Source organism: Lelliottia sp. 7254-16 (genome assembly GCF_002922995.1).
Lineage (GTDB): Bacteria > Pseudomonadota > Gammaproteobacteria > Enterobacterales > Enterobacteriaceae > Enterobacter > Enterobacter jeotgali.
In genome coordinates this window covers 121,296-135,097 of the sequence record NZ_PQVS01000004.1, presented here as the reverse complement: position 1 = coordinate 135,097, position 13,802 = coordinate 121,296, and the positions used below count along the sequence as shown (strand labels likewise).

Here is a 13,802-nt window from a genome sequence, read left to right as displayed (position 1 = left end):
TTATGCAAAAGAAATTGAAAGTCGTAACAATTGGCGGCGGCAGCAGCTATACCCCGGAACTGCTCGAAGGTTTTCTGAAACGTTATCATGAATTACCGGTCAGCGAATTATGGCTGGTTGACGTAGAAGAAGGGCAGGAGAAGCTCGATATTATTTTCGACCTGTGCCAGCGCATGGTGCAGAAAGCCGGTGTTCCATTAACTGTACATAAAACCCTGGATCGTCGTCTGGCGCTGAAAGACGCGGACTTCGTTACCACCCAGCTGCGTGTCGGCCAGCTGAAAGCGCGCGAACTCGATGAGCGCATTCCGCTGAGCCACGGCTATCTGGGCCAGGAAACCAACGGCGCAGGTGGCCTGTTTAAAGGCTTACGCACGATTCCGGTGATTTTCGATATCATCAAAGATGTGGAAGAGATCTGCCCGCAGGCGTGGGTGATTAACTTCACTAACCCGGCCGGGATGGTGACGGAAGCGGTCTATCGCCACACCGGTTTCAAACGCTTTATCGGCGTATGTAATATCCCGATTGGCATGAAAATGTTTATTCGCGATGTGCTGAAATTGACCGACAGCGACGATCTCTCCATCGATCTGTTCGGCCTGAACCACATGGTGTTTATCAAAGATGTGATTGTGAATGGCGAATCCCGTTTTGCTGAACTGCTGGACGGCGTGGCTTCTGGCCGTCTGACCGCCGGTTCGGTGAAAAACATCTTCGACCTGCCGTTCAGCGAAGGGCTGATTCGCTCGCTGAATCTGCTGCCATGTTCTTATCTGCTCTATTACTTCAAGCAGAAAGAGATGCTGGCCATCGAAATGGGCGAGTACTATAAAGGCGGTGCGCGTGCGCAGGTGGTGCAGAAGGTTGAGAAACAGCTCTTTGATTTGTATAAAGATCCTAATCTCAACGTCAAACCGAAAGAGCTGGAACAGCGCGGCGGGGCATACTATTCCGATGCCGCTTGTGAGGTCATTAATGCGATTTACAATGACAAACAGGCTGAGCATTATGTGAACGTGCCGCATCACGGCCATATCGACAATATCCCGGCAGACTGGGCAGTTGAGATGACCTGCATCCTGGGGCGCGACGGTGCGAAGCCACATTCCCGCATCACCCATTTCGATGACAAAGTAATGGGACTGATTCACACCATTAAAGGCTTCGAAATTGCAGCCAGCCACGCGGCGCTGAGCGGTGAGTTCAACGATGTGCTGCTGGCGCTGAACCTCAGCCCGCTGGTGCATTCTGACCGCGATGCGGAATCGCTGGCCCGCGAAATGATTCTTGCGCATGAGAAATGGTTGCCAAACTTTGCGGCAGCGACTGAGAAACTCAAACAACGCTAAGAGGAACAGAAATGGAAAATCTGTTGATCGTTAATGCCGATGATTTTGGCCTGTCAAAAGGGCAAAACTACGGTATTGCCGAAGCCTGTCGTCACGGCGTCGTGACATCCACCACTGCGCTGGTCAACGGCGAGGCGGTGGAACATGCGGCGGCGTTGAGTCGCGATCTGCCGAAGCTCGGCGTGGGGATGCACTTCGTGCTGACGCTTGGTATGCCGCTTTCCCCGATGCCTGGACTGACGCGTGACGGGCTGCTGGGGAAATGGATCTGGGAGATGGCAGAGCAGGGCACGCTGCCGCTCGACGAGATTGCGCGTGAACTTGACTGCCAGTTTAACCGTTTCGTCGACCTCTTTGGCCGTGAACCGACGCATCTCGACAGCCATCATCATGTGCATATGATCCCGGCGATTTTCCCACTGGTGGCAGAGTTTGCAGCACGTAAAGGTGTGGCGATGCGCGTTGACCGTCAGGTGCAAGCTTTGCACGCTCTTACTCTGAGTGATGCGCCGACCACTGACGGTTTCAGCAGCGATTTCTACGGGGACGAGATCAGCGAAGCGCTGCTGTTACAGGAGCTGGATGCTTCTGCTGCCCGCGGAGAACGTTCGCTGGAAATCATGGCTCACCCGGCGTTTGTTGATAATACGGTGCGTAAAAGCGCCTATTGCTGGCCGCGTCTGGCGGAGCTGGACGTGCTAACGTCGCCGTCGCTGAAGTATGCGATTGCGGAACGTGGGTATCGATTAGGAACGTTTAGCGATCTGTAAGCATTGCCGGTTGGCGCTAGTGCTTACCCGGCCTACGGGGTTCGTGCGGTTTGATGCCCTCACCCCAACCCTCTCCCACGGGAGAGGGAGAAAACATCAAAAACGGCAACCTTCGGGTTGCCGTTTTGCATTGACCTTGTAGGCCGGATAAGCGCAGCGCGTCCGGCGGTTTTACGCCGGAATCTGAGCGATTTTACTGCTGCGCGACCACACCCGGTGTGCCGCCAGCAGCTCGAACAGCTGATCCATAAACGGCCCAGCGGCTTTATCACCCTCCACAATCCCTTCTTCGCCTTTATCCGCCACTTTAAGCAGCGATTTAAACTGACGCGCATCACCTGCCAGCGCAACAGGCTTCAGGTGCTTATAGGCTTCCAGTAGGTAATAAGCCGCATCGCCATTGTCGAGCAGACTCTGAATGTCCCCGCCTGGTACAATCACCGCATCGACGGTAAGGGACGGAGACCCGGCAAAGGTGCCGACAATCGGCAGCGTGGAACCATCGTCCGCTTCCACTTCCCCCATACGCTTATAGAGCAACTGGGCATGCACGCCTTTGGCTTGTAGCGCTTTCAGGATCGCCAGCACATCTTTTGCGGAAGTTTTGTCGTTGAGCAGTACCGCCACTACGCGCCCTTTGATCGTTCCGCCCGGCACGGCATACAGGCTCAGTGATGCATCTTTTTTTAGCCCATTAACGTCTTTCGGCGGGGTGGTATTACGTTGCTCGTCGCTAAGCGTGACCCCAAGATTATCCGCCACGCCCTGGGCCAGTTGAATGTCGATATGCGCCAGCTGATCCACCACGCGTTCTCGAATATAGGTCCGCACCACTTTGCCTAATTCAAAGCTAAAACTGCCGATGATGTGTTCCTGCTCAATCGGGGTCTGGCTTTGCCAGAACAGGCGAGGGTGGGCGTAATGTTCACCGAACGATGGGCTGCGTTCACGAATTTTTGTCCCTTCAACACGCTCCTGATAGGACTCAAATCCGCCACTTTTTGGCCCCGGCGGGGTTTCGCGCGGCCAGTTATCGTTGATCGAGTTCGGTTCATAGTTGGCCGGATTGGTGTCGATATCCTGACGATGCATCCCGTCACGCTGGAAATTATGGTACGGGCAGGTTGGGCGATTGATCGGGATTTCGTGGAAGTTCGGCCCGCCGAGACGGCTGATCTGCGTATCGGTATACGAGAATAAACGCCCCTGCAGAAGCGGATCGTTGGTGAAGTCCAGCCCCGGAACGATGTGCCCCGGATGGAATGCCACCTGCTCGTTTTCGGCAAAGAAGTTGTCCGGATTGCGATTGAGCACCATTTTGCCGACCAGTTGTACCGGGACCAGTTCTTCCGGGATCAGTTTGGTCGGGTCGAGTAGATCGAAATCAAACTTAAACTCGTCTTCCTCAGGAATCAGCTGAAGCCCCAGTTCGTACTCCGGGAAATCGCCCGCTTCGATGGATTGCCACAGCTCGCGGCGATGAAAATCGGGATCGCGCCCGGTGAGTTTTTGCGCTTCGTCCCAGACCAGAGAGGCCTTCCCGGCTGCCGGTTTCCAGTGAAAACGCACGAATGTCGCTTTCCCTTCGGCATTAATCAGACGGAAGGTGTGGATGCCGAAACCTTCCATCGTGCGGTAACTGCGTGGGATACCGCGATCGGACATCGCCCACATCACGTTATGCAGCGTTTCCGGCTGGAGCGAAACATAGTCCCAGAAGGTGTCATGCGCGCTTTGTCCCTGCGGAATAGCCCAGTGAGGCTCTGGCTTTACCGCATGGACAAAGTCAGGAAACTTGTGCGCATCCTGAATAAAGAACACCGGCGTGTTGTTGCCGACGAGATCAAAAATGCCTTCTTCGGTATAGAATTTGGTGGCGAAACCGCGAATATCACGCACGGTGTCGGCCGAACCCGCGCCGCCCTGAACCGTCGAAAAACGCACAAAGACCGGAGTGATTTTGTTCGGATCAGAAAGGAAGTCGGCTTTGGTGATATCGTTTAACGCTTTATATGGCTGGAAGTATCCATGCGCGGCAGAGCCACGGGCGTGTACTATGCGTTCTGGTATACGTTCGTGGTCAAAATGGGTGATTTTTTCGCGCAGGATGAAATCTTCCAGCAGCGTTGGGCCACGGTTCCCCGCGCGCAGGGAGTTCTGGTCATCGGCGATACGTACGCCCTGATTAGTGGTGAGCGGAGAGTCCGTCCCGTTTTTGCGAAATGGCTCTAACTTTTTGATTTTATCGTTCTTCGACATTGCACGCGTCTCCTGTTTTCATTGCTGAAATACGGTCGTTGTGGCGAAAGGCCCCATTAACTATAGAGCAATGCGCTATACAGACAGGCAAACTGAGAGTTTTCGGGGCGTGTGCTTGCGGGAATGTCGCACGCAAGGCGCGACGCGAAGGGGCGGAATCGGCTATGATTGGTTTTTCCTGTTTCCAGAATTTGCTTTAGTGAACCAGTCGCTTATGAAATCATTTCGTCAACAAAACCGTCGTGTCATTAGCTACGTGCCTCGCGTCGAACCTGCGCCGCCCGATCACGCTCTGAAGGTGGACGGCTTTCGTGATGTCTGGCAGCTACGAGGAAAATACGTGGCGTTTGTCCTGATGGGGGAACATTTCCGCCGCTCGCCGACGTTTACGGTTCCGGAAGCCGCGCAGCGCTGGGCGGCGCAAATCCGCCAGGAAGACGATATTCAGGAATAATGTTCTATAACAGGTGCAGCGACGGAGTGTTAGCTGAAGAAGTAAAACTCCGGTAAAACATGTCTGCGTCTGTCCGACTTTTCTATGTTCTCATTATTATCTTCCGCATTAATACATCATTTCCCCATTACAAAAATTAATAGATGCTTTGAGTGTTCAGGGACAGCATAACCTAATCATCTCGTTTATCAGTAATACACGCATTTTCGTATTATTAATTAAGCTCACTGAATAAATAATTAAATGATGTTTTTTTATCTTGTGTGATTTTTGATACCGTTTCGCGTTACTTAGCGTGGTTACCTTGCTTTAGATTCTAGACGGTATCGTCGAGGATTAAATTTAAAGCTCTATCACATAAGGAATTAGAAATGGCTTCATCATTAAAAATAATGGGTGCTCGTAGCCAAAACTCTACGAGTTATTTAGCGGCACGTCATCGTCTGGTGGCGCTTGATAGCCTGACATTATTGCCAGTTGTCGCTGAATGGAATTACGAAGGGGAGACTGTTTCAGCCATCAATAGCGCCTTCACAGATATTCATCCAGAAAAAAAACTGTATGCCCGTGCCGCAGGCTATATGGGCCGGGTTCCGCTTAATCCTGCCAATATTGACGGGAATCTTTTCGCTGCTGTCGCGCGGAAAAATGACGGTACCGTAACCTCATGGGGCCTGGATAGTTGCGGCGGTGTACCTCCCGTCAGTACCCGCAATCATGACGTCATCAGTTTTGCCGGTTTTAACCAGGCACTGTGTGCCCTGAATACAGAGGGGCAGGTGTTTGACTGGGGCTTCGAGACGGGCGAGGGTGGGCAACTTGCTATTCCCGATGATATCGCCGCGTTGCGCGATATCGTGAGCATTCGGGGGGCTAAAAACGCAATGGTAGCATTGCGTGCGACAGGTCAAGTTGTTGCCTGGGGAAGTGAAACTCCTGCGGCCATCGTGCCGGCGGAAATCGCTGCCCTGACAGACATTGTCGATATCGTGTCCAGTGATGACGCTTTTGTCGCACGCCGGGCTACAGGCCATATTGTTGCGTGGGGTTCAGGCGAATATGGCGGTAGCCTGTCAGCGGAAATTGCATTGCTCACCGATATCGTTGATGTGCAATCCACCTTTTCCGCCTTTGCCGCACGCCGTGAAAATGGCCAGGTTGTTGCGTGGGGGAATAGCGCACAAGGCGGCCAGGTGTCAGCGATGGTGGCGGAACTAAGCGATATCAAGGATATTGCAGGCTCCGTTGACACCTTTGTTGCGCGTCGCGCGACGGGTCATGTGGTTGCCTGGGGTGTTAATGCTGAACTGTCAGCGGAAATAGCGCTGCTAGACGACATAGTTGATGTGCAAATGACAGACGGCGCGGTAATTCTGCTCCGTGCTAATGGTCACGTTGTCGCATGGGGCGATGTTGCATCAGGGGCTGCGTTACCTACAGCATTAAGCGATGTTGTTGCACTTACGACCTCAACCAATTCTGTTGCGGCCTTAAAAAGTGATGGTCGTGTCGTCGGCTGGGGAAAATATTCCACGGAAGGTCTGCTACTGGAATTGCAGAATATCGCAGCGGTCTATGCCAATCGCGACAGTTTTTTTGCCATCAACGCAGATAGCGAACTAGTTGTTTGGGGCAACAAAGGTAGCGGCGGAAATATGGCCGATGTGCCGAAAGATTTGCAGGGGAACATTAGTTATACCACGCCAATAGATCAGCTCAAGGTGATGGGGGCAAGATCGAACCACATGGTTATGAAACGTTTAGTGGCTCTGGATCCTGAAACCTTACTGCCAGTCGAAGCTAACTGGCGCTACGTCGGTGAAGATAGCGTATTTACGGGGAAATATTTCACTGATACCGGATGGGCAAAACGTTTAGAAATCAAAATAGATAACTCTGCTCCCGTAATTTTAAATGCACTGAATGTTGCTTGTCAGCAGTGGAGTTACTCCGCAATAAAAAAGGATGGCAAAGTAGTTGCTTGGGGAACTGATGATTCAGGTGGATATACCCCGACTGATGTGCGAAATAAAAATGTACTGGAAATTGGCTCCAATTCTTTTGCTCCTTGTGCTCGCAACGCTTCCGGGCAATTGTTTGCCTGGTTTGGTCAAAATAAGTATGTCATTCCTGCCAGTATTGCAGCATTAACCGATGTGGTTAAAATTATCGGTAGTGGGAACACATTTACAGCTTTACGTGCTAATGGATCTGTCGTGACATGGAATAAGAGTGATACCCTCTTGCCACCGTTTACTTTACCGCCAGATATTGCTGCACTGAGTGATATTGTCGATATATACACATCGAGTTTTGGATCTTATGCTGCCCTGCGTACCACAAGGCAAGTTGTCGCATGGGGAGAGAACGGTTATAAAAGTACCTCGGTGCCTGATGATATTGCTGTACTAACAGATATCGTATCTGTGAGTGAAGGTGGCAATGATATTTTCATTGCGATGAGGAGTAATCATTCTATTGTTCAATGGGGGGAAACGGCAGGTCATATGGCATTACCTGATGATATCGCGGCATTAACCGATATTGTTGAAGTGCGCAATTGGGCCTGGGGAGGCTGTAAAGATAATGTAGCATTTCGTTCCACGGGGCATATTGTTTACTGGGGAAATGGCAGTGTTTTACCTGCAGATATTGCGGCGCTCACAGATATTGTCGATGTACAGTCCAATGGCACTGTTTTAGGTGCATTAAGGTCTGATGGTACCGTTGTGCTCTGGGGTAATACAGTAAACCCGAAAGATTTAGTGGTTCCTGAGGGATTGTCCGATGTGGTGATATTGGCTAGTTCATGTGGAGCATTTGCTGCTTTGCGAAGTGATGGAACTGTTGTCCGGTGGGGAAACGATCTGGTTGGGTTTGATGATATCCGCTTTATTGAGCCACAATTAAATAATATTTGTGCGGTCTACGGGAGTCCATATGACCCCGCTTTTTGCGTACTTAAGAATGACCATTCCGTACTGGCTTGGGGCGGAAGCAGAGGAATGAGATACCAGGTATGGGATGTTCCTGCCGACCTTCAGGGTAATATATCCTATGAAGTCTCAAATGTTTAAAGAGCATTAACACCTCAGTAAAACTAAAAAAGGCCCTCACGATGAGGGCCTTTTATCGTTCGTAGTCGATTAACGATGCGCCAGTTCAGCGTTCTCTTCGCTATCGAGGATTTCTTTGTCAGTCTGCTTCAGCCACTGGCTGGTGAGCGTACCGGCGGTCATGGAACCGTTGACGTTCAACGCAGTACGACCCATGTCGATCAGCGGCTCAACGGAGATCAGCAGGGCAACCAGCGTGACCGGCAGGCCCATCGCAGGCAGTACGATCAGTGCCGCGAAGGTTGCTCCACCACCGACACCAGCAACACCGGCGGAGCTGACTGTGACGATACCGACCAGCGTTGCAATCCACACTGGATCAAGTGGGTTGATACCAACCGTTGGTGCCACCATCACTGCCAGCATCGCCGGGTACAGACCGGCACAGCCGTTCTGACCAATAGTCGCGCCAAAAGAGGCGGAGAAGCTGGCGATAGATTCCGGCACACCCAGACGACGGGTCTGCGCTTCCACGTTCAGTGGAATAGACGCAGCGCTGGAGCGGCTGGTGAAGGCGAAAGTCAGCACTGGCCAGACTTTGCGGAAGAATTTCAGCGGGCTCACGCCGTTCACACCCAGCAGGATGCCGTGCACTACAAACATGATGGCCAGACCGAGATATGAGGCAATCACGAAGCTGCCCAGTTTGATGATGTCCTGCAGGTTAGAACCTGCAACGACTTTGGTCATCAGTGCCAAAACGCCGTAGGGGGTCAGCTGCATCACCAGACGTACCAGCTTCATCACCCAGCTTTGCAGCGTGTCGATAGCGGTCAGTACGCGCTGGCCTTTTGGTGCATCGTCTTTCAGCAGTTTCAGCGCAGCCACACCCAGGAAGGCGGCAAAAATCACGACGCTAATAATCGACGTCGGGTTCGCGCCAGTCAGGTCAGCAAACGGGTTTTTCGGTACGAAGGACAGCAGCAGCTGAGGCACGCTCAGGTCAGCCACTTTACCGGCGTAGTTGGTTTGAATGGCGGCCAGACGTGCGGTTTCCGCGGTGCCCTGCACCAAACCTTCAGCGGTCAGACCAAACAGATTTGTGACCAGCACACCGACCAGCGCGGAAATCAGCGTGGTGAACAGCAGGGTGCCGATGGTCAGGAAGCTGATTTTGCCCAGTTGTGACGCGTTATGCAGACGGGCAACGGCGCTCAGAATGGAGGCGAAGACCAACGGCATGACGATCATTTGCAGCAGTTGCACATAGCCGTTACCGACCACATTAAACCACTGGATAGAATCTTTCAGAACCGGGTTATCGGAGCCGTAAATTGCCTGCAACGCCAGACCAAATACCACACCCATTCCCAGACCGACGAGTACCTTCTTCGCCAGGCTCCACTGCTTATGACGCGTCTGCGCCAGCAGCAATAGCAAGACAACGAACACCACGATGTTCGCAATTAGTGGAAAATTCATCCCCGTTCTCCTGATCTCTATTCCGACCGGTATATTCCGATCCTGTTGGCGCAAGGTTAGCAGAAGTGTGATGTAGCGCTTATATCCAAATGGAATGGATTATGACAAATGATATTGTTTTGTAGGTTTATTGTTCAATCTGGTGATGAATAAAACGATTAAACTGAAATTGCAGCGTATTAATCATCTGCGATGACCAACGAACTGCACCATTTTCGGGCAGCGTTTGCGGCATCCAGACTGAATACGCAAACAGGGCCATGCACAATACACGCTCCAGTTGATTGCCTTTTTGCGGGGCCAGAATCGGAAAGCGAAAACGCCAGCGGCACGGCCACAGCAGCGGAACGCCCGCGGGTGTGAGCATATCGGCCAGAATATGGCTCAAGTAGCCGAGCACCATACCCTGAATAGCATCAGCGGGAACAATCCAGCTTTCGGGGATCTTTAAATAGAAGAAGGTCAGCAGTATAAATACCGCCAACAGACTGTGGGTAAAACCACGATGGCCGAACGCCCTGGCGATGGGTTTTGCTATCCATTTCAGACGCTGACCCAGGAAAGACTTCGGATGATCGATATCCGGCAGCAAACAGGTTAGAACCGCAGAAGGAACAATATGCCACCAGTCACCCTGCGCCAGAACAGGGGTTAGCTCAGCGTTTTTGGCAAACACTGCGCAGGCAATAGAAAATAGGAGATGGCCTTCCGCCGTCATGATGAAACCCATGAAACTGTCAATTCATACAGTATAGGGTTTTTGTACAGTAGGCGGAAGAGGTTACGGTGTAACTCTTTGTCACAAACTGGCGTTACCGCGCCAGCCAGCCTCCGTCAACGGCCAGCGTATATCCGTTGATATAATCCGATGCGCTGGAGGACAGGAAAACCACCGGGCCTTGCAGATCTTCGGGTCGTCCCCAGCGTGCGGCGGGTATGCGTTCCAAAATCTCCTGACTACGCTGGGCATCGTCACGGAGTTCCTGCGTATTGTTCGTCGCCATATAGCCTGGCGCAATCGCGTTCACATTTATGCCGTGTTCAGCCCACTCGTTTGCCAGCAGGCGCGTGATGCCTAATACGCCACTTTTGGATGCGGTATAGGACGGCACGCGGATCCCGCCCTGGAAAGAGAGCATCGAGGCGATATTAATGATTTTGCCGCCTTCACCCTGGGCAATAAATTGACGTGCGACGGCCTGAGAGAGAAAAAAGACTGATTTCAGGTTCAGGTTCATGACGTCATCCCAGTTTTTTTCACTGAATGACAGGGCGTCCTCCCGACGGATTGTCCCGGCGTTGTTCACCAGAATATCGATATGCCCCATCTCCGATATCGCCTTAGCCACAACGGTTTCTATGGATTCCTGTTGGCTGAGATCGGCCTGAATCGCCGTAAAACGTCGGCCCAGGGCTTTCACTTTTGCTGAAGTTTCTTCGGGAATTTTGCGGTTAACGCCCACGATATCGCATCCTGCTTGCGCCAGTCCCAGCGTCATTCCCTGGCCTAAACCGGTATCGCAGCCGGTGACGATGGCCACTTTTCCCGCCAGATTAAAGGCATCCAGTATCATATTTACCTCAGATTGTAGGGTTATTATCGTTCTGAGAGTAAGAATAGGAGGCACTTCGCAGAAATACAAATAAAAATGAAATGATGTTTTAAAAATGGACCGAGAGTCATATTTTCGGGCAACTGAACGTTGCCCGAAGGGGAGTGATTAGTCGCGCAAATGGGCTACGGTGAGGTCGTTCAGCGTCACCAGTTTAGCGTCTGCAAGGGCAAAACGCGGATCGTGCTGGCCTTCTTCTGCCGGGACCACGATGGAACGCATCCGCGCTGCTTTGGAGGCGATCATACCGTTGACCGAATCTTCCAGCGCCACACAGGCCAGCGTATCAACGCCGAGTTTTGCTGCACAATCCATATAAACCTGCGGATGCGGCTTGCTGTACGGCAGCTTTTCCGCCGAAGCCAGTGCGTCGAAGCTGCTGCGCAAATCGAACATTTCCAGCACTTTTTCCAGCATGTGCAGCGGTGACGCGGATGCCAGACCGACTTTCAGCCCCTGCGCTTTACACAGGGCGATGGCTTCACGCGCGCCCGGCAGCAAGGGGCGATTTTCTTCGACCAGAGAAATCGCACGGCTGATAATACGGTCGGTCACTTCCTGGCGGCTTGGGCCGTTCCACGGCTGGTGGGCATACCAGAGTTCAACAACCATATCGATGCGCAGTCCCAGCGTGTCCGGGAGTTCGCTACGGCGGCTGATATCCACTCCAATGCTGGCCATGACATCCAGTTCGGCACGATCCCACAGTGGTTCGGAATCGATCAACAATCCATCCATATCGAAAATGGCAGCAACAATCTGGCGCGGGGTCGACATAACGATATCTCCATTCACAGGTTTTCAAGACGAGAGCAGTCTAAAGTTACCCCGCAATTTAGCATAATTGGCCTTAAAGAACGGGCGAAATTCGTAAGCAGAAGGTAAACTTAGGCTCTTAAAGAGCGTCTTAATGAAGGGGAACTGATGACGTATCAACAAGCTGGACGCATAGCGGTACTAAAACGCATTGCCGGATGGGTGATTTTTATTCCGGCCGTGATTTCCACGCTGATCTCTGTGCTGAAATTCATGTATGAGCACAGTGAAAAACAGGCGGGTATCAATGCAGTTATGCTTGATTTTGCGCATGTCATGATCGAGATGATGCGCTTTAATACGCCGTTTCTTAATGTCTTCTGGTACAACTCACCGACGCCTGATTTTCATCAAAAGCTGAATCTTGTGTTCTGGATTATCTTTGCGCTGATATTCATCGCGCTGGCGTTACAGGCATCCGGCGCGCGGATGAGCCGTCAAACTCGATTCTTGCGTGAAGGGGTGGAAGACCAGCTGATTCTGGAACAAGCGAAAGGTGCAGATGGGCTCACTCGCGAGCAGATTGAATCGCGCATTGTGGTGCCACATCACACCATTTTCCTGCAGATTTTCCCGCTGTATGTCCTGCCGGTGATTATTATCGTTGGCGGCTATTTCTTCTTTTCATTGCTTGGTTTTCTATAAAGCAAAACGGGTGGTTTTTGCCACCCGTTTCTACTGTTACGCCGCTAATACCCGCTCAAGCGCACGCTGCGCATTCACCAGATGGTCGCCTCCGAACAAAATCGCCCGGTTAAAGAGCGTATAGAGTTGGTAGATTGGCTGTCGTTCGAGAAATCCTGCGGGCAGGGGGGAAACTGACTGATAGCCATCGTAGATTTGCGGCGGCTGTTCCGGATGCAGCGGCAACATTGCCAGGTCACACTCGCGGTCGCCCCAGTAGCAGGCCGGATCAAAAATGTAAGGCCCGTTCGGCCCTAATGCACAGTTTTCGGACCATAAATCGCCATGCAGGAGCGAAGGTTGCGGCTGATGCGAGGAAAGTCGCTGCTGGATATGTTCCACGATGGCGTCGATATTGCCAAATTCCAGCCCTTTTTCCGCAGCAAGCTCCAGCTGCCATCCGATGCGTTGTTCGGCAAAGAATGTAGACCAGCGGCGCTGCCAGGCGTTGGGTTGTGGCGTGGTGGAAAGATCGTTATCAAAATCAAGACCAAACTGCGGCTGATCGCTCCATTGATGCAGACGAGCAATTTGCTGGCCCAACAGAAACGCGTTGTGCGCGTCCAGCGGACGGGCAGGGAGATAATCCATCACCAGAAAGCTGTAGTCGCGATCGCTGCCAAGCGCCCAGACCTGAGGGACTGAGACGGTTTTGCTGCGCGACAATAATTCCAGCTGATCGGCCTCGGCAGTGAAGATAGGAAGCAATTCCCGCTCATCACATTTGACGAAAAAATCGTGTCCCGCGAAGCGTAGATGCCATGCGGCGTGGATCTCACCGCCCGGCAACTCGTTTCGCAGCTCAATTTCTCCGTCGCCCAGTTGCTCGCTTAAAAGATGACTGATAGCCTGCCACATGATGATTCTCCCATGTTGTCCGCCAGATCATAACGTTAGCGCATAACCGCTATCAATTAATACGAGCTAACGCACACCTGAGCCGTATGGATCGTTACAGGGCATTTATTGTTCTATCTTTTGCCACTCTTCCCAGGTGTTCACGGCGATGTCAGCGTCTTTGCCTGTTGCGCTCTCGACCAGCCCGCTGGCCAGTGCTTTCACTTCATCAGCATTGAGAGTGCTTATCAGACCGAAGGTATTGATACCCAGATCGTGAACGTTGCCCTCGTCATCGGTTAGCGTCAGCAAAAAGCCGCCGCGAGAAAAGTGGTTGGTTATCTCGTTGAGTTCAGTCAGCGAGTCTTCATGAATTTTGATGGTTACGACGTAGCGGGTGATGTCACCACTGCTCATATTTCACCTCTTTGTTATCGCGAAAGTTTTCTTAGCATAGTCGATAGCGCCAGTTTGGCGAC

Annotated in this window: 11 protein-coding genes and 1 pseudogene; 5 read left to right on the top strand and 7 right to left on the bottom strand. The window is 52.0% G+C overall.

The annotated features are described in order from the left end of the window. The first annotated feature begins 2 nt into the window (after nt 1–2). Entirely contained in the window at nt 3–1,352 is a 1,350-nt protein-coding gene (locus C3708_RS07515) for a 6-phospho-beta-glucosidase (protein ID WP_103947557.1), read from the top strand. An 11-nt stretch (nt 1,353–1,363) separates the two neighbouring features. Next, the gene (gene chbG / locus C3708_RS07510; protein ID WP_095281705.1) at nt 1,364–2,122 is read left to right on the top strand and encodes a chitin disaccharide deacetylase; all 759 of its coding nucleotides are present in this window, start codon (nt 1,364–1,366) and stop codon (nt 2,120–2,122) included. A gap of 171 nt (nt 2,123–2,293) precedes the next feature. Here the strand turns inward: chbG and katE are convergent. Beyond that, nucleotides 2,294–4,372 (bottom strand): annotated as a pseudogene (gene katE, locus C3708_RS07505) (catalase HPII); the annotation flags it as partial. A 79-nt stretch (nt 4,373–4,451) separates the two neighbouring features. Here katE and cedA point away from each other — a divergent pair. Then, on the top strand, nt 4,452–4,835 hold the full coding sequence (gene cedA / locus C3708_RS23980) for a cell division activator CedA (protein WP_103948549.1): 384 nt from the start codon (nt 4,452–4,454) through the stop codon (nt 4,833–4,835). A gap of 371 nt (nt 4,836–5,206) precedes the next feature. Continuing rightward, on the top strand, nt 5,207–7,912 hold the full coding sequence (locus C3708_RS07495) for a hypothetical protein (protein WP_103948548.1): 2,706 nt from the start codon (nt 5,207–5,209) through the stop codon (nt 7,910–7,912). A 69-nt stretch (nt 7,913–7,981) separates the two neighbouring features. On the opposite strand, the gene C3708_RS07490 is transcribed toward C3708_RS07495, so the two are convergent. The 4 genes from C3708_RS07490 to hxpB all read right to left on the bottom strand — a co-directional run bounded on the left by C3708_RS07490 (nt 7,982) and on the right by hxpB (nt 11,763). After that, complete coding sequence (locus C3708_RS07490) at nt 7,982–9,373, bottom strand: L-cystine transporter (RefSeq protein ID WP_095281709.1); 1,392 nt, start codon at nt 9,371–9,373, stop codon at nt 7,982–7,984. A 127-nt stretch (nt 9,374–9,500) separates the two neighbouring features. After that, a complete protein-coding gene (locus tag C3708_RS07485) occupies nt 9,501–10,091 on the bottom strand; it encodes a metal-dependent hydrolase (RefSeq protein ID WP_095284247.1) in 591 nt (196 codons plus the stop codon). Nucleotides 10,092–10,185: 94 nt separating this feature from the next. Continuing rightward, nucleotides 10,186–10,947 carry a 2-dehydro-3-deoxy-D-gluconate 5-dehydrogenase KduD gene (gene kduD / locus C3708_RS07480; protein WP_103948547.1) on the bottom strand — a complete coding sequence of 254 codons (762 nt, stop codon included), beginning with the start codon at nt 10,945–10,947 and terminating at the stop codon, nt 10,186–10,188. Between the two features lie 147 nt (nt 10,948–11,094). Further along, entirely contained in the window at nt 11,095–11,763 is a 669-nt protein-coding gene (gene hxpB / locus C3708_RS07475) for a hexitol phosphatase HxpB (protein WP_103948546.1), read from the bottom strand. A 147-nt stretch (nt 11,764–11,910) separates the two neighbouring features. On the opposite strand from hxpB, the gene C3708_RS07470 reads away from it, so the two are divergent. Further along, nucleotides 11,911–12,447: a YniB family protein gene (locus C3708_RS07470; protein ID WP_095281712.1), complete on the top strand. Its 537-nt coding sequence runs from the start codon at nt 11,911–11,913 to the stop codon at nt 12,445–12,447. A 36-nt stretch (nt 12,448–12,483) separates the two neighbouring features. On the opposite strand, the gene C3708_RS07465 is transcribed toward C3708_RS07470, so the two are convergent. Then, nucleotides 12,484–13,344: a fructosamine kinase family protein gene (locus C3708_RS07465; protein WP_103948545.1), complete on the bottom strand. Its 861-nt coding sequence runs from the start codon at nt 13,342–13,344 to the stop codon at nt 12,484–12,486. A 105-nt stretch (nt 13,345–13,449) separates the two neighbouring features. Then, nucleotides 13,450–13,740 carry a type V toxin-antitoxin system endoribonuclease antitoxin GhoS gene (gene ghoS, locus C3708_RS07460; protein WP_095281714.1) on the bottom strand — a complete coding sequence of 97 codons (291 nt, stop codon included), beginning with the start codon at nt 13,738–13,740 and terminating at the stop codon, nt 13,450–13,452. Nucleotides 13,741–13,802 lie beyond the last annotated feature (62 nt).